Genomic DNA, 16,499 nt, shown 5'->3' on the forward strand with positions numbered 1-16,499 from the left:
TCGGGTCATTGAAGGGCAGGTCGAGGGTGCGCGACGAGGACGAGAGGGTGACGTTCAAGGCGCCGTGATCCACGTCGAAACGACCGCCGTCCCAACGCGTGCGTCGCGCGCCGCGCCTATTGCAGCATCCGCTCGAAATTGATCACGAACAGCTTGGGGTCGGGCCGGCGGGTGTAATCCAGGTTCCGGATCGCCACCGAGGTGTCGTAGCCCTGCGGATCGGTCACGATCCACTGCTTGAGCTGGTAGTCCTTGGCGTCGAACAGCAGCAGCAGCTTGTAGGTGCCGAGCATGGGCACCTTCTCCTCCATCACCACCGTCACATAGAGATTGTCCTGGTAGACCCCCACCACATGGGGATCGCGCGCCAGGTCGATGGTCTGCGCCAGCAGGAAGCGCAGCGGGGTCTGGGACAGGGGGGTGATGTCCTGGGTATTCAGGCGCCGGTCGCGCACCGCCACCGACTGGCCGTTGGAGATCAGCTCCAGCGTGGCGGGGGAATCATATTCGAACCGCACGCGGCCGGGCTTCTGCATGTAGAAGTCGCCGGTCTTGCGCGAGCCGTCCGGGTCCACCTGCACGAAATTGCCGGAGAGCACCTGCACGCCATTCCAGTAATTGCTCACCTTGTCGATGATCACGTCCGGCGCCCGGTCCTGGTCGCCCTGCACGGGCGCCACCGCGCGCGGCTGGAAGGGCGCGCCGGGCTTGCCGGATGCGCTCACCTTGGCCCCGACCGCATTGGTGGTGGTGGCTGCGGGCGCGATCTGGGTCGGCGCCGCAGCGGCCTGGACCGGCGGCTCATTGGCGCTGGCGGGCCGGGGCACCGGAATGGGCGGCGGCGCGGCGGCCACGCTCGGCGGCGGGTTGGCGGAAGCGGGGTTGATCGCCTGGGCGTTCGGCGGCGCGGTCGGCGCCGCGGCGACCGCCGGGGTGGCCGGCGCGGGGGCGAGCAGCGGCAAGGCGGTCTGCGCCCCGAACAATTGGGACTGGGTGGGCTGGGCCGCGCCGGGAATGGAGCCGGCGGGCCGCAGCACCTCGCCCGGCGGCAGCAGCACGCCCTGGGCCCGCGCGGGCACGGCCGCCGCCATCAGCAGCGCGCACAGAACCGGCAGGACAAGACGAGGCGTCATGGCGACCTGAAAGGCAGAAGGACCGAGGGCGTTTCGGAACGGGGCGTGCGGGTGCGGCTGCGTCAACTTCACGTCCCTTTCCTAGACCGCCCTCATGGCGAAGCTGTGGCCCTGCGTCAGGCGCGCCGCCTATTCGGCGGCCTCGTCCGAGAGCAGGATCTCCCGCTTGCCCGCATGGTTGGGAGCCCCCACAACGCCTTCCTTCTCCATGCGTTCCACCAGCGATGCCGCCCGGTTGTAGCCGATCTGGAGCCGGCGCTGGATGTAGGAGGTGGAGCACTTCTTGTCGCGCAGCACCACGGCCACCGCCTGGGAATAGAGGTCGAGCCCCTCCTCCCCGAAGCCGCCCTTGTCGAACACGGCGCCGTCCTCGTCCTCGTCGCCGTCCGGGTCGGCCGTGACGGCGTCCACATAGGAAGGCGCGCCCTGGGCCCTGAGGTGACGGACCACGTCCTCCACCTCCTCGTCGGAGACGAACGGCCCGTGCACGCGATTGATGCGCCCGCCGCCGGCCATATAGAGCATGTCGCCCTGGCCGAGCAGCTGCTCGGCGCCCATCTCGCCGAGAATGGTGCGGCTGTCGATCTTGGAGGTCACCTGGAAGGAGATCCGGGTGGGGAAATTGGCCTTGATGGTGCCGGTGATGACATCCACCGAGGGGCGCTGGGTGGCCATCACCAGGTGGATGCCGGCGGCGCGGGCCATCTGGGCGAGGCGCTGGATGGCGCCCTCGATCTCCTTGCCCGCCACCAGCATGAGGTCCGCCATCTCGTCGACGATCACGACGATATAAGGCAGCGGCCCCAGCTCCATCTCCTCGCGCTCATAGATGGCTTCGCCGGTCTCGTGGTCGAAGCCGGTCTGCACCGTGCGGGCGATGCTCTCGCCGCGCTTCTCCGCATCGGCAACGCGGGCATTGAAGCCGTCAATGTTGCGCACGCCGAGCTTGGACATCTTCTTGTAGCGGTCCTCCATCTCCCGCACCGCCCAGCGCAGGGCCACCACCGCCTTCTTGGGGTCGGTGACCACGGGGGCGAGCAGATGGGGGATGCCGTCATAGGCCGACAGCTCAAGCATCTTGGGGTCCACCATGATGAGGCGGCACTGCTCCGGCTTCAGCCGATAGAGCAGCGACAGGATCATGGTGTTGATGGCCACCGACTTGCCCGAGCCGGTGGTGCCGGCCACCAGCAGATGGGGCATGCGGGCGAGATCGGCGATCACCGGGTCGCCGCCGATGGTCTTGCCGAGCGCGATGGCGAGCTTGTGGCCGCTATCGGAGAAGTCCTTGGTGGCCAGCAGTTCGCGCAGCAGCACTTTTTCCCGCTTGGAATTGGGCAATTCGATGCCGATGGCGTTGCGGCCGGGCACCACCGCCACGCGGGCGGAGATGGCGCTCATGGAGCGGGCGATGTCGTCGGCGAGGCCGATGACGCGGGACGACTTGATGCCCGGGGCCGGCTCCAGCTCGTAAAGCGTCACCACCGGGCCGGGGCGCACCTGCACGATCTCGCCACGCACGCCGAAATCATCCAGCGTGCCCTCCAGCAGGCGCGCCGTCTCCTGCAGCGCCTCCGGGCTCATGGCCGGCCCCTTGGAGGGGGGCGGGGCGGTGAGGAGCTTCAGGTCCGGCATCTGGTAGAAGCCGGGGCGGCGGGGCACGGGGGGCGCCTCGCGCCGGGACGGAGCGGGTTTGCGGGAGGCGCGGGCGGTGGGGGCGGCATCCGCGTCGTCATGGTCATCGCGAACGGACACCTCACGGCCGGGCGCGCCGCCAAGGCGGGGCTCCACCCGCCCGCCGGTCTCCACGGGACGGGTCTCGGAGGCGAACACCTCCCGCGCAAAGCCGCCGAGCGCCGCCACGCGGGGCGCCTTGCGGCGGGCGAACAAGCGGGCGCGCAAGGACAGAAGCGTGTGGGTGAAGGCGCCGAGCGAGATGGACCGCTGGTCCGGCGGCTCGCCGTCATCCTCCTCGGGGCCCATCTCCTCCTCCTCGCGCGGGGTGCAGCGGCCGCAGGCGAGATAAAGGCCCATGAGGGCCGCCGAGCCGCCGGCCACCCCTACCAGGAACATGTCGAACACCGAGGGCAGACCGCCCCGCACGACACCCAGGAGGCGGGGGAAGAGGTCGCCCACCGCCCCGCCCATGCCGCTGGGAATGGGCCAGGTGCCCAGGCGCGGCAGGATGCCCAGCACCGCGCAGGCGCCGAGCACGCCCAAGGTGAGGGCGCCGAGGCGCAGCTTCTCGCCCGGCAGCGGCCGATGGGTGAGGAGCCGCCAGCCCCAGAAGGCGAGCGGAAGCAGCAGCGCGAGGCAAGCCAGGCCCAGGAGCTGCATCAGGAGGTCGGCGATGATGGCGCCCGGCCGCCCCAGCGCATTGGCGATATGCCCCGCCGAGGCATTGGAAAGGCTGGGATCGGTGGCGGTCCAGGTCACCAGGGAGGCGAGCGCGAACAGCGCGCCCGAGAGCAGGAAGAAACCGGTGATCTGGCTGCTGCGACGCCTCACCGCCCGCCGCACCCCCTCAGGGATGACGTCAAGGAGCCCGAGCCCTGCGGGTCGCAGGGCGGGATTGGCAGAGGGGCGGCGGCGGGCCATGGGCATCGGCGCTCGGTCTCCTTCAGCTCAGGCCGGCGACGAGGCGCTTGAGCACCTCCTCGCAAGTGGGCAGGTCCTGGACCAAGGCGACGCGCAGATAGGCGTCGCCGGGATTGATGCCGTCGGCGTCCCGGCGGGCAAGATAGCCGCCCGGCACGGTGCGCAGGCCCTGTTCGCGCCACAGGCGCAGCGCGGCCTGTTCGCCGCCGCCGGCCGCCGAGACGTCGAGCCACAGGAAAAAGCCGCCCTCCGGCCGCTCATAGCCGAACCGGCCTTGGAGCAGGCCGTCGGCGAGGTCGAACTTGGCCTTGTAGAGCGCGCGGGAGGCCTCCACATGGGCCTCGTCCTCCAGCGCCGCGATGCCCACCATCTGCAAGGGCTCGGGCACCTGCGGCGCGGCCACCCAGCGGAAGGCCAGATATTCTTTCAGGAAATCCGCATCGCCGGCGCAGAAGCCGCAGCGCAGCCCCGGCAAGGACGAGCGCTTGGACAGCGAATTGAAGGCCACCGCGCCGGAAAAATCACCGTCGCAGGCTTCGAGGATGCCGGCGGGGGCCTTCTCGCCGAGATAGACCTCGGAATAGCACTCGTCGGCGAACAGATAGGCGCCATGGGCGCGGGTGAGCGCCAGCAGGCGCTTGAGATAATCGCGCGAGGCCACCGCCCCCTGCGGATTGGCGGGGGAGGCCAGGAACACGGCCACCGTGCGGGCGAGAAGCTCGGGGGAGAGGGCATCAAGGTCGGGCAGCCAGCCGCTTTCACGGGTGGTGGGCATCACCACCGCCTCGCAGCCGGCCAGTTCCGCACCTGCCGCATAGGCGGCATAGAAGGGATTGGGCAGCAGCATGACCGGCCGTCCGGGCCGCTCGGCAACGCGACGCTTGGCCACCACGGCGGCGGTCACCAGCCCCTCGCGGGAGCCGTTCAACACCAGCACTTCCGTGTCCGCATCCACCGGCCGGCCGATGTCATAGCGCCGGTCGAGCCAGGCGGCGGCCGCCTTGCGGAAGGCGGGCAGGCCCTCGGCGCGGGGATAGCGGCCGAAGCCCGCGAGCGAAGCATCCAGAACCGGCTGCACGAAGCCCGGCATGGCATGCTGGGGCTCGCCCACGGCGGCGGAGAGCGGCGCGCGGCCGGGCGCGATGTCCGCCAACAGGTCGGCGAGCCGGACGAAGGGGGAGCGGCGATCCTCCACGGGAGGCGCTGAGGGGGCGGAATGGGGCATCGGCACGGGGTTCGCGAAAGTTAAGGTAAACCATGCGCGATTTGGGTTAAGAGGCGCCTAACCGCAATGGCCCGGCCTGCCTTTCGCGGGAAGGCACCCGAGGCGGGACGTCGGCCCCCCTGCCTGGGCGCCGATCATCGCCTCAAAACCCACCCGAACAGGTCAGACCTGATCGCCCTGCCCCGCCAGAATGTCCTTGGCGGTGGCGCTGTCGCGGTCCATCTGGGCGATGAGGGCGTCGATGCTGTCGAACTTCATTTCCGGGCGGATATAGCCCACCAGGGCCACGTCCAGCTCCTGGCCATAGAGGTCGCCGGCAAAGTCGAACAGGTGCACCTCCAGCAGCGGGGCGCCGTCATCGAAGGTGGGGCGCCGGCCGTAGCTCGCCACCCCGTCCACCGTCCGCCCCCCCACACGCACGCGCACCGCATAGATGCCGAAGGCCAGTTCCGTGCCCGCCGGCAGCGCGAGATTGGCGGTGGGATAGCCCAGCGTCCGGCCCCGCTTGTCGCCATGAATGACGGTCGCCGCGATGCTCCAGGGCCGGCCGAGCATGTGCGCGGCATGGCCCACTTGGCCCGCCGCAAGAGCCGCGCGCACGGCGCTGGAGGAAATGGGATCGCCCTCGTCGCGCATGGGCTCCACCACCGCCACCTCGAAGCCATGGGCGGCGCCGGCCTCCTTCAGGAAATCCGGCGAACCGCCCCGGCCGCGCCCGAAATGGAAGTCGAAGCCCACCACCACCCCGGACACCCGGAAGTGGCCCACCAGGATCTCTTCGACGAAGGCATCGGCGGAAAGCGTCGCCAGCCCCGCATCGAAGGGCAGCACAATGGCCCCGTCCGCGCCGGTCGCAGCGAGGCAGGCGATCTTCTGCTCGGGCGGGGTGAGGCGGAACAGGATCTTGGCGGGCTGGAAGAAGCTGCGCGGATGGGGCTCGAAGGTGAGCGCTGCCGCCGGACGGCCGAGCCGCTCCGCCATTTGCTGCGCCACGCCGATCACCGCCTGGTGGCCGCGATGGACGCCATCGAAATTGCCGATGGCCACCACCGGCCGATCAAGCGCGGGCGGCACGGGGGCAAGGCCGTGCACCACGGCGAAGCTCGGATCGGCGGAGGGGGAACGTGTCATCGGCGACCGGACTGAAGGAACGGCAAGGCCCGGCGCAGCACAGCCCGGGCGGGCAAAGGGTTGAACCAGCGCCGCCCCACCGTCAAGCCGGGGCGACGCCGGGTGCGCCTTACCAGGCGAGACGAGGCATCACGCCACGCGGATGGGCATGGCCGGTGAAGAGATTGATGAGCGCCTCCGCATTGGGCTCAGCGCCACCCTCGGCGCCCAGTTCCGCCGCATGGATGCCGGAGGCGATGAACAGGCTGTCGAAGCCGGCCGCGGTGGCGCCCATAATGTCGGTGCGCAGGGCATCGCCGATGCACAGCACCTTCGGCGCGGCGGGAAGTCCGCCCGGCAGGGCGCCGGCGCGGGCCAGCGCGGTGTCATAGATGGGCTTGTGCGGCTTACCGCAATAGACGGTGTGGCCGCCCAGCTGGTCATAGAGCTGGGCGATGGCCCCGGCGCAATAGATCAGCTTGTCGCCGCGCTCCACCACAATGTCGGGATTAGCGCAGATGAGGGGCACATGGCGGGCCTTCAGGGCGGTGAGGGAGGCGCGATAGTCCTCCGCCGTCTCCACCTCGTCGTCGAACAGGCCGGTGCAGACGATCAGGTCCGCCTCGTCGGGGCCGGAGCGCTGAAGGTCCAGCCCGTCGAAGGTGGGCAGGTCCCGGGAGGGGCCGATATGATACATGCGCGCGCCGGGATGGCCGGAGAGCACCGCCTGCGTCACGTCGCCGGAGGTCACCACGCCATCATAGGCGGAACGGGGCACGCCCAATTTGTCCAGCATGGTGATGATGAAGGCGTTGGGCCGGGGCGCGTTGGAAACCAGCACCACCTTGGCGCCGCTGTCACGGGCGCGGGTGAGCGCATCGCCAGCGGGCGCATAGGCGGCCAAGCCATTGTGCAGCACGCCCCACACGTCGCACAGGATCAGTTCGTAGTCGGCAGCCAGTTCCGAAAGACCGGACACCGGCCGGGGTGCCACGAGCCTGCTCTCCATGTTCATGTCGTCCTCATCCTTCTCGCGCCGCGCGGGCCGATCGGTGCCCCGACGTGCCACGGTCCGCCGTCGATCACAAGAGGCATGCTGCATCGCAAACGATCCAGGGCACCTCCCGGCCAATCCGAAAACCTTTTGGCCCTAAGGCCCTCGCCCCTTCATTCCCCCTGCCCCGACCGCCTATAAGGGCGGCGTGACAGCGGGGGCATGGCACGCAATCTGGAACAGGGACCGCGCAGGGGCGGGCGGGCTCGTCTTTGAAGTGGGACACCCAATGAGGCAAACAGCCACCCTCACCGGCAGGTTCCAGACCTGCCTTGCCGCCGCCTTCGCAGCCGCAGCCCTCTTCACCGTGCCCGCCGGGGCGCAGCCTCTCAACCTGCCGCCAGTGCTGCGCGATGCCCGCTATTGCGAGATCCTGCCCATCCAGCGCGACGCGCTGACCTTCATCGCCTCCGTCTACAATACGCTGGGGCGGGACGATTGCCCGGCGGACAAATGGAAGGCGCTGACCGAGGCGGACGTGAAGCGCCGGTTCGATGCGTTCACGGCGGTGCTGAACGGGCCGCGCTATTTCCTCATGGACAAGATCATCGCCAGCGGCGCCACCAAGGCGGGCGAAATGGTGGACCTGGGCGGCATCGGCTTCGTCAAGCGCGCGGAGGTGAAGCTCTCCCTCTGGGACCTGCGCAACCCGCCTTATGCGGAGCACGAGGTGCACCGGGACACCACCTTCGTGTTCGAGGCCGGAAAGCCCACGTTCCAGCTCACCGCACCGGGCGGGGCGGTCTATGTCATGCAGTCCTATTCCAGGATGAAGGAGCCGGGCCTGACCTACGCGGCCCTGCCCGATCTCGGTAAGCGCCTGGAGCTCCCCAAGGGATGGACCTATGCCAAGGTCGTGCCCTCCGCCGACCTAGCGCTCGGCGCCGACGGCGTCGCCGTGGTGGTCCAGGACGACCTCGGCAACACCTACCAGCGGGTTAAGGAGGGGAAGTAACGCGGGGCGGGCGCCGCCTCACCCCCGCATCGTCACCCCCGGCAAGGCCTGGGCGAGGGTGCGGAAGGCGTCGCCGCGGACTTCGAAATTGGGGAACTGGTCGAAGCTGGCGCAGGCGGGAGAGAGCAGGACCACCGCCGGGTCGAGGCCATCGGCCTCGGCATCGCGGGCCGCGTGGGCGATGGCCTGGTCGAGGGTGCCGGCGATCTCGTGCGGCACCTGGCCCGCCAGCGTGCGGGAGAAGTCCTCCGCCGCCTCGCCGATGAGATAGGCCCGCTTCACCGCCCCGAAGAAGGGCTTGAGCGGCTCGATGCCGCCGGACTTGGGCTTGCCGCCGGCAATCCAATAGATGTTGGAGAACGAGGTCAGCGCCCGTTCGGCGGCATCCGCATTGGTAGCCTTGCTGTCATTGACGAACAGCACCTGGCCCTTGCAGCCCACCTCTTCCATGCGATGGGCAAGGCCCGGAAAGCGGCGCATGCCGATGGCGATCACTTCCGGCGCCAGCCCGATGGCGCGGGCGGCGGCGAAGGCGGCGGCGGCATTCTGGGCATTGTGGGCGCCGCGCAGGGAGGAGATGCCGGCAAGGTCCAGCCGGAAGCGCTCCACACCCTTCTCGCTCAGCACGATAGCGGTGCCATCCCGCCACACCCCATCCGCCAGCGGCCGCTGCACGGAAATGCGCACCACATGGGTGCCGGCCCGCTCGGCCCGATCAGCCATGGCGGCCGAATAATCGTCATCGACGCCCACCACCGCCGTGCCGCCGGTGGGGACGCCCTCCAGCAGGCCCTCCTTTACCGCCGCATAGGCCTCGATGGTGCCGTGGCGGTCCAGATGGTCGGGGGTGAGGTTGAGATGCACGCCCACGGAAGGGTCGAGGGTGGGGGCCAGGTCGATCTGGTAGGAGGAGCACTCCACCACATGCACTCGGCCGGAACGGGGCGGCTCCAAGGAGAGGATGGCCGTTCCGATATTGCCGCCCATCTGCACATCCCGCCCGCCGGTCGCCAGCAGATGGGCGATGAGCGCCGTGGTGGTGGACTTGCCATTCGTGCCGGTGATGGCGACGAAGGGGGAGTGGCGGGCGCGGGTCCGCCGCTCACGGCAGAACAATTCGATGTCGCCGATGATCTCCACCCCCGCCGCGCGGGCAAGCTCCACGCTCCAGTGGGGCTTGGGATGGGTGAGCGGCACGCCGGGGGAAAGAATCAGTGCGGCGAGCTGGGTGAAATCCACCTGCCGGAGGTCCACCACATTCAGGCCCGCCGCCTTGGCCTTGGCGCGACCGGCCTCGCCATCGTCATAAACGATCACCTGCGCGCCGCCCGCCACCAGGGCCTCAGCGGTCACAAGACCGGACCCGCCCAGGCCGAACACGGCGACAGGACGATCCTTGAAACTGGCAACGGGAATCATCGAACGGACCCGGACTGGAACCGGCAGCCCCCTGCCGGCAAAGCAGCCCAGCACTAGAACGGGTCGCGGCGGAAGGGAAGCATCCCGGCGCGGGCGCGGGCGGGCATTTCCACGCATGAGCGCCCTGCCGGTCACCGTGCCGCAACGTCAATCCGCCAGCGCCTCAGCAGTGCGCCCCGGCGTCGGGGGCGCAATAAAGGTTGTAGAGCGTCTCCATCACCGCCCGCACCTCCCGCCCGGCAAGGCGGTAATGCAGCGTCTGGCCTTCGCGGCGGCTGGCGACAATGCCCGCCGCCTTCATCTTGGCGAGGTGCTGCGACAGGGCGGAGGGGCTCAGTCCCACATCCGCCGCCAGGTCGCCGGCGGTGCGTTCCCCTTCCACCAGCTGGCACAGGACCAGCAGGCGCTTGGGATGGGCCATGGAGGACAGGAGGGCAGCGGCCGCATCGGAGTTGCGGACGAGCTCCTGGGGGATGGGGCCGGCATGCGGCGAAGGGAGGTTCAGGGCTGTTGACATTTTAGAGTTTCATGAAATACTAAAATCATTAGATCACAGGAGGCGGACATGAGCAATGTGGGTGGATTGGATCGGGCCATTCGGGCTGTCCTGGGGCTGTTGCTCCTGGCCTCGCCGCTGCTGGTGACCGGCGTGTGGACCTATGTGCTGCCGCTCATCGGCGTGGTTCTGCTCGGCACCGCCTCTATGCGCTTCTGCCCGGCCTATCGGCTGCTCGGCATCTCCACCTGCCCCATCAACACGCGGGCGGATGCCAAATAGGTGGTCCGGCGCGCGTCCGGTGACCCTCAATTGAGCATTCCGTACCGAGAAGACAAGTCTCGCGCCCCAGTTGGGCCGACAAGGTGAAATGACGTGACCCTTCCTGCAACAGACTTCACGCCGCTCCTTTCGGGAGTGGGCGGGCTGCTCATCGGCGCCTCCGTGGTGGTGCTGATGGCCCTCAACGGCAAGATTGCCGGCATCAGCGGCATTGCCGGGCGCCTGGTCAATACCAGCGCCCGCGGCCCGCTGCTGGAACAGCTTCTGTTCGTCGCCGGCCTCGTGGGCGGGGCGGCGGTGGTCGCGCTTGTCGCCGGCGGCGTGCCGCAGCATTTGCCGCCCAGCCTCGGCCTCCTGGCGGTGGCAGGCCTCCTGGTGGGCTTCGGCGCCACCATCGGGCAGGGTTGCACCTCGGGCCACGGGGTGTGCGGCATCGCCCGGCTTTCGGTCCGCTCGCTCACGGCCACCCTCGTCTTCATGGGGGTCGCCATCCTCGTCACCTTCCTGATGCGCCATGTGGGAGGCCTGTCATGATCGGTCTTGGTGCCCTCCTCGCCGGCCTGCTGTTCGGCGCCGGCCTTGCCCTCTCCGGCATGCTGGACCCGGCCAAGGTGCTCAATTTCCTCGATCTCGCCGGTCAGTTCGACCCGTCCCTCGCCGTCACCATGGCGGTGGCGGTGGCGGTCGCCTTCATCGGCTTCCGGGTGCTGCGCGGCTGGTCGCGGCCGGTCTTTGCCGGTGCCTTCTCCTGGCCCACGGCCACGGACATCACCCCCCGCCTGGTCATCGGCGCGGCCATTTTCGGCCTGGGCTGGGGGCTGGCCGGCATCTGTCCGGGGCCGGCCATCGCTTCGCTGGCGCTGCTGAACCCGGCCATCCTGGCCTTCCTGGTGCCCATGTTCGCCGGCATGGCGCTGGCCCATCTGGCGGTGGCCCGGTGTCCGCGCATCTCCGGCGCGGTGGAAATCCGCCCGGCCCAGACGAGCCGGTAAACCCGCCGCCGCCCGCCGGTTCAGGCCGGCGCGGCGGGGCTGAGCACCGGGGTCACCGTCACCTGCGCGCCCGGAATGAGGGCCTGCACCTCGCCAGCCACCTGGTCGGTGACCCCCTGCACGTCCTCCATGCGGCGCTCCGGCGCAAAGCCCAGCACCACGTCCACGCAGGGCATGTTGCCCGACAGGCGCGAGCGCACCGAAACCAGCGCGTCATAGCGGTCGAAATGGCGCACCAGAGCGCGGTTGATGAGGTGCTGCTGCTTTTCCTCCAGCGTCCGGTCCAGCAGCGAGGGCAGCGACTGGCGGGCCATGCTCACCGCCAGCTGCACCATCACCAGGGCCACGAAGGCTGATCCCGCCACCTCCGCCACCAGCGCGACGGTGCCGCCGGGAAAGCTGGCATTCACGGTGAGCGCCACCAGCACGATGGCCGAGGAGATGAGCTTGGCGAGCCGGGTGCGCACCTGCCCCATCATGATGACGGAGCGCCCGTCGCCCCCCGCCCGCCACAAGGCGCGGAAGACATAGGCGTTCTGCAGCGCATTCAGCGCCCCCACACCCACCGCGAACAGAAGACCGGCCTCCACCTGCTCGGGCGGATGCCACCAGCGATAGGCCGCCCCCACCCCGACCCACAGCCCGGCAAACCCCATGCCCAGGGCCACGGACAGGTTGGCGAACTGCTCAACCTTGCCGGCCCCATAGTCGAAATCGTGCATGCGGCCGCGATGGATGCGCCGGAGCACCCCCAGCAGCACCAGTTCCAACACCACCAGCAGGAAGGCGCGCACGGCCTCCGCCAGCATCATCAGCGAATTGGCGAAGACAGCAGTGGTGAACTGACCGGCGATGAGGACGAGGTCGCTGAGCGCCGCCAAAAGCATGGAGCGCTCGCGCTGGAGGGCGAGCGCGTCGGGCACCACGGGCGGTTCTGGCGCGGCATGCGTCAATGGCCCCTCCCCTCGCCCCCCATACGGGGCACGGGACAAGGCTAGTTCAGGCCGCGCGGGGAAGGCAATGGCGGCGGGCGACCGGCACCCGCGCGGCGGTCAGTGCGGTTTCAGCGCAGCTTGAGCGTGGCGAGGCCGAGCAGAGCCAGCACGACCGCGATGATCCAGAAGCGGATGACCACCTGGGATTCGGTCCAGCCCAGCTGCTCGAAATGGTGGTGGATGGGCGCCATCTTGAAGACGCGCTTGCCGGTGAGGCGGAACGAGACCACCTGCACGATCACCGACACCGCCTCCAGCACGAACAGCCCGCCGATCACCACCAGCACGATCTCGTGCTTCACTGCCACCGCCACCGTGCCGATGAGGCCGCCCAGCGCCAGCGAGCCGGTATCGCCCATGAAAATCTGGGCGGGCGGGGCGTTGAACCAGAGGAAGCCGAGGCCGGCGCCGATCATGGCGCCGCAGATCACCGCCAGTTCGCCCACCCCCGCCACGTAATGGATCTGGAGATAGTCCGCGAACAGCACGTTGCCGGCCAAGTACGAAATCATGCCGAAGGAACCAGCGGCGATCATCACCGGCACAATGGCAAGGCCGTCGAGGCCGTCGGTCAGGTTCACCGCATTGCCCGCCGCCACGATCACGAAGGCACCAAACAGCACGAAGAACCAGCCCAGATTGAGCAGCAGGTCCTTGAAGAAGGGAAAGGCAAGCGAAGAGGACAGGCCCGGCTTGCCCACGCTCACCATGATGACCACCGCGACGCCGGCGATCACCGCCTCGGCGGCGAGACGCGCCTTGCCGGAAAAGCCCGCATGGGTCTGCTTGGTGACCTTGAGATAGTCGTCATAGAAGCCGATGAGGCCGAAGCCCACGGTGACGCCCAGCACCGTCCAGACATAGATGTTGGCGAGGTTCGCCCACAGCAGCACCGCCACCAGCAGGCCGGACAGGATCATCAGCCCGCCCATGGTGGGCGTGCCTTTCTTGAGCAGGTGGGACTGGGGGCCGTCCGCGCGGATGGGCTGGCCCTTGCCCTGCTTCACCCGCAGCACCGAGATGATGCCCGGCCCGAACAGGAACACGAACAGCAGCGCCGTGACGATCGCCCCGCCGGTCCGGAAGGTGATGTAGCGGAAGACGTTCATCCCCGGGAAGATGTCGTGCAGCTGCGCAAGCCATTGAAGCATGGTCTATCCTTCGATCAGGGCTTCGCCGGGAGCCCGGAAGCGCTCGGCCAGCGCTTTCACCAACGGTCCCATACGGCTGCCATTCGAGCCCTTCACCATCAGCGTGTCGCCCGGCCGCAGACTGGCGGCCACCAGCGCGGCCAGCGTGTCGGAGGCCGGGGCATAGCCGCCGCGGCGGTCGCCCGGCAAGGCGTACCAAAGTTCGTGCATGAGCGGCCCACAGCAGAAAACGAGGTCGATGCCCGCGGCCTTCAGCGGTTCGGCCAACTCGCGGTGATGGCGCGGACCGTCCGTGCCCATCTCCAGCATGTCGCCGAGCACCGCGATGCGCCGTCCGCGCGGCCCCACGGGGGTGCGGCTCAAGACGTCGATGGCGGCGCGCATGGAGGCTGGATTGGCGTTGTAGCTCTCGTCCAGCAGCACAGCCGTGCCACCCGGCACGGTCAGTTGCAGCGGCACGCCGCGTCCCGGCGGCGGACGCAGCGCGGCGAGCGCGAGCGCCGATAGCGCCAGGTCCGCGCCCAGGAGCTTCACTGCCGCCAGCACCGCCAGCACATTCTGCACCACATGGCGGCCGGGCATGCCCACCTTCAGCGTCACCCGCGAACCCATCACATCGGCGACGATGACCGAGCAATGGGCCTGGAGCGACACGTCCAGGAGGCGGCAATCGGCGGCGGGGTCCGTGCCGAAGGTGACGATGTTCGAGGCGCCCTTGGCCTTGGCGAAGTCGGTCAGGAGCCGGAACTGGGAATTGTCCATGTTGAGGACGGCGGTGCCACCGGCCTCGAGCCCGTCAAAGATCTCGGCCTTGGCGGCGGCGATCTCCTCAATGCCTGAGAACTGGGCGATATGCACCGCCTCGACCGTGGTGATGATGGACACCTTCGGGCGCACCATGCGCACCAGGGGCGTGATCTCGCCGGGATGATTCATGCCGATCTCGAACACGCCATAGCGTGCCTCGCGCGGCATGCGGGCCAGCGAGAGGGGCACCCCCCAATGATTGTTGTAGGAGGCGGCGGACGCATGGGTGGGGCCATCGGCGGACAAGGCGAGGCGCAGCGCCTCCTTGGAGGTGGTCTTGCCCACCGAGCCGGTCACCGCGACGATGCCGGCCGTGGAGCGCGCCCGCGCGGCGCGGCCGGTATCCGCCAGCGCCCCGAGCACGTCGTCCACCACCAGGAGATTGGCGTCGGGCGGGAAGGCATCGGCGCGGTCGCGCGCCACCACCGCCACCGCCGCGCCATTGGAAAAGGCGCGGTCCACATAGGCATGGCCGTCGGAATTCTCGCCCGTGATGGCGAAGAAGGCATCGCCCGGCGCCAGCGTCCGCGTATCGATGGAAATGCCCCGCACGGGCTCAGGCGCCCCGCGCACGGTGCCACCGGTGGCGGCGGCCAGTTCCTCGATCCCATATAGCGGTTCGCTCATGCGCACGCTCCCTGGACTGCGGGGCGGCCCCCGCGGGCGCCCCTCACCTGACCGGCCACTGGCCGCGTCTGCTCTAGAGCCGGATCCGACCGGACTGATTCACTCTGGTCGGATCGCGCTCTCGCGCGGCCCGACCTCACTTCTGCCGCAGCGCAGCGCGAACGGCCTCGCTATCGCTGAAAGGAAGCGTCCGGTCGCCCATGATTTGGCCGGTTTCGTGACCTTTCCCCGCAACCACCAGCACATCCCCGCTTTGCAGCTCTCCCACGGCGACAGCGATGGCCTCCGCGCGGTCGCCGATCTCCCGCGCGCCCGGGGCGCCGGCCAGGATCTCGGCGCGAATCACCGCCGGCACCTCGCTGCGGGGATTGTCGTCGGTGACGATGACGGCATCTGCCTTCTCGACAGCGATCTGGCCCATGAGTGGGCGCTTGCCCTTGTCCCTGTCGCCGCCGCAGCCGAACACCACCACGAGGCGCCCGTGCACAGCAGGGCGCAGCGTGTCCAGCACGGCGGCCAGCGCGTCGGGCTTGTGGGCATAGTCCACGAACACCACCCGGTCCGGGTCATCGCCCACCCGCTCCAGGCGTCCGGGCACGCCGGGCAAGGTGGCGAGCGTCGCCAGCACGGCATCCCTCTCGGCCCCGCAGGCTTCCGCAAGGCCGGCGGCGAGCAGGGCATTGTCGGCCTGGAAGCGGCCCATCAGCGGCAGGTGGAAGGGCGGCGCCCCCGCAATCTCGATGCGCTGGCCGAGCCCTTCCGCCCCGATCGATCGCACATCCATGTCACCGCCCGGCCCGATGGCCAAGGTGGGCAGGCCGCGGGTGCGGGCATAGGCCAAGGTGGTCGCGCCATAGGGGGCCTCGGTGAGGGCCACGGCGGGGGCATCCTCCGGCAACAGCTCGGTGAAAAGGCGGAGCTTGGCCCGGTAATAGGCCTCCACTGTGGGATGGTAGTCCAGATGGTCGCGGCCCAGATTGGTGAAGCCCCCGGCCGTGAGCTTCACCCCGTCCATGCGCCGCTGATCAAGGCCATGGGATGAGGCCTCCAGCGCCATATGGGTGACGCCCTCCCCCGCAAGCCGGTCCAGCATCTCGTGGAGGCCGACGGGATCGGGCGAGGTGAGCCCGCCATAGGCCGTCTCGCGCGCGGTCACGAGGCCGAGCGTGCCAAGATAAGCCGCCTCATGGCCCAGTCGCGCCCAGATGTGACGCAGGAAGAAGGCGACTGAGGTCTTTCCGGCAGTGCCGGTGACCGCCGCGATCACCTTGGGCTGGCGGGTGTGGAAGCGGGCGGCGGCCAGCGCCAGGGAGCGGCGCACGTCGAGCGAAAAGGCCAGCGCCACGCCTTCAGGCAGATCGGGGGGCGGCGCCGAGGGCTCCATCAGCACCGCCACCGCGCCCTTCCTAACCGCGTCGGAAATGAAACGGGCACCGTCCGCATGGGTGCCGGTCACTGCGACGAAGAGGGCGCCCGGCATCACCTTGCGGCTGTCCGCGGTCAGGCCGGACACGGCAAGCCCCTGCGGCCCAGCCATCAGGCGGGCATGTCCGGCCAGGAGGTCGCCGAGGGGCATGTGGGTCATGGTCTACGCATCGTCTCCATCAAGCGGGGCCCCGCATCTCTTGCCGGTCCGGTTCTTGCCAGCCCGGTTC

Annotated in this window: 15 protein-coding genes; 4 read left to right on the forward strand and 11 right to left on the reverse strand. The window is 69.3% G+C overall.

Translation table 11 applies throughout. The features are described 5' to 3' along the window. Positions 1-116 precede the first annotated feature (116 nt). The 5 genes from J5J86_RS07340 to J5J86_RS07360 form a co-directional block, all read right to left on the reverse strand. Positions 117-1,133, reverse strand: a complete 1,017-nt coding sequence (locus tag J5J86_RS07340; RefSeq protein ID WP_247658204.1) for an outer-membrane lipoprotein carrier protein LolA — start codon at positions 1,131-1,133, stop codon at positions 117-119. 129 nt (positions 1,134-1,262) lie between these two features. Continuing rightward, entirely contained in the window at positions 1,263-3,737 is a 2,475-nt protein-coding gene (locus tag J5J86_RS07345; RefSeq protein WP_446698665.1) for a DNA translocase FtsK, read from the reverse strand. A 16-nt stretch (positions 3,738-3,753) separates the two neighbouring features. Next, positions 3,754-4,956 carry an aminotransferase class I/II-fold pyridoxal phosphate-dependent enzyme gene (locus tag J5J86_RS07350; RefSeq protein ID WP_209104250.1) on the reverse strand — a complete coding sequence of 401 codons (1,203 nt, stop codon included), beginning with the start codon at positions 4,954-4,956 and terminating at the stop codon, positions 3,754-3,756. Positions 4,957-5,118: 162 nt separating this feature from the next. Then, the gene (locus J5J86_RS07355) at positions 5,119-6,087 is read right to left on the reverse strand and encodes a bifunctional riboflavin kinase/FAD synthetase (protein ID WP_209104251.1); all 969 of its coding nucleotides are present in this window, start codon (positions 6,085-6,087) and stop codon (positions 5,119-5,121) included. Positions 6,088-6,196: 109 nt separating this feature from the next. Further along, on the reverse strand, positions 6,197-7,075 hold the full coding sequence (locus J5J86_RS07360; RefSeq protein WP_247658206.1) for a TIGR01459 family HAD-type hydrolase: 879 nt from the start codon (positions 7,073-7,075) through the stop codon (positions 6,197-6,199). Positions 7,076-7,349: 274 nt separating this feature from the next. On the opposite strand from J5J86_RS07360, the gene J5J86_RS07365 reads away from it, so the two are divergent. After that, complete coding sequence (locus J5J86_RS07365; RefSeq protein ID WP_209104253.1) at positions 7,350-8,075, forward strand: hypothetical protein; 726 nt, start codon at positions 7,350-7,352, stop codon at positions 8,073-8,075. Between the two features lie 18 nt (positions 8,076-8,093). Here J5J86_RS07365 and murD read toward each other — a convergent pair whose 3' ends face one another. Both murD and J5J86_RS07375 read right to left on the reverse strand, forming a co-directional pair. Next, positions 8,094-9,494 (reverse strand): UDP-N-acetylmuramoyl-L-alanine--D-glutamate ligase, encoded by a 1,401-nt coding sequence (gene murD, locus J5J86_RS07370; RefSeq protein ID WP_209104254.1) that lies wholly within the window; start codon positions 9,492-9,494, stop codon positions 8,094-8,096. 163 nt (positions 9,495-9,657) lie between these two features. Continuing rightward, positions 9,658-9,915, reverse strand: a complete 258-nt coding sequence (locus J5J86_RS07375; protein ID WP_247658434.1) for an ArsR/SmtB family transcription factor — start codon at positions 9,913-9,915, stop codon at positions 9,658-9,660. Between the two features lie 144 nt (positions 9,916-10,059). Between J5J86_RS07375 and J5J86_RS07380 the strand changes: the two genes are divergently transcribed. The 3 genes from J5J86_RS07380 (at position 10,060) to J5J86_RS07390 (ending at position 11,264) form a co-directional block, all read left to right on the forward strand. Further along, a complete protein-coding gene (locus J5J86_RS07380; protein ID WP_209104256.1) occupies positions 10,060-10,272 on the forward strand; it encodes a YgaP family membrane protein in 213 nt (70 codons plus the stop codon). 93 nt (positions 10,273-10,365) lie between these two features. Continuing rightward, positions 10,366-10,806, forward strand: coding sequence for a YeeE/YedE family protein (locus tag J5J86_RS07385; RefSeq protein WP_247658208.1), 441 nt, complete (start codon positions 10,366-10,368; stop codon positions 10,804-10,806). Beyond that, positions 10,803-11,264 carry a DUF6691 family protein gene (locus J5J86_RS07390; RefSeq protein ID WP_247658210.1) on the forward strand — a complete coding sequence of 154 codons (462 nt, stop codon included), beginning with the start codon at positions 10,803-10,805 and terminating at the stop codon, positions 11,262-11,264. The genes J5J86_RS07385 and J5J86_RS07390 overlap by 4 nt, the downstream gene beginning before the upstream one ends. Before the next feature lie 20 nt (positions 11,265-11,284). Here J5J86_RS07390 and J5J86_RS07395 read toward each other — a convergent pair whose 3' ends face one another. The 4 genes from J5J86_RS07395 to J5J86_RS07410 all read right to left on the reverse strand — a co-directional run bounded on the left by J5J86_RS07395 (position 11,285) and on the right by J5J86_RS07410 (position 16,420). Beyond that, complete coding sequence (locus J5J86_RS07395) at positions 11,285-12,217, reverse strand: cation diffusion facilitator family transporter (RefSeq protein ID WP_209104257.1); 933 nt, start codon at positions 12,215-12,217, stop codon at positions 11,285-11,287. 110 nt (positions 12,218-12,327) lie between these two features. After that, positions 12,328-13,410 (reverse strand): phospho-N-acetylmuramoyl-pentapeptide-transferase, encoded by a 1,083-nt coding sequence (mraY, locus tag J5J86_RS07400; RefSeq protein ID WP_209104258.1) that lies wholly within the window; start codon positions 13,408-13,410, stop codon positions 12,328-12,330. 3 nt (positions 13,411-13,413) lie between these two features. Next, positions 13,414-14,844 (reverse strand): UDP-N-acetylmuramoylalanyl-D-glutamyl-2,6-diaminopimelate--D-alanyl-D-alanine ligase, encoded by a 1,431-nt coding sequence (locus tag J5J86_RS07405; RefSeq protein ID WP_209104259.1) that lies wholly within the window; start codon positions 14,842-14,844, stop codon positions 13,414-13,416. 136 nt (positions 14,845-14,980) lie between these two features. After that, positions 14,981-16,420 (reverse strand): UDP-N-acetylmuramoyl-L-alanyl-D-glutamate--2,6-diaminopimelate ligase, encoded by a 1,440-nt coding sequence (locus J5J86_RS07410; RefSeq protein WP_247658441.1) that lies wholly within the window; start codon positions 16,418-16,420, stop codon positions 14,981-14,983. Between the last annotated feature and the right edge of the window lie 79 nt (positions 16,421-16,499).

The sequence above is a fragment of the Aquabacter sp. L1I39 genome (assembly GCF_017742835.1).
Classification (GTDB): Bacteria; Pseudomonadota; Alphaproteobacteria; order Rhizobiales; family Xanthobacteraceae; genus L1I39.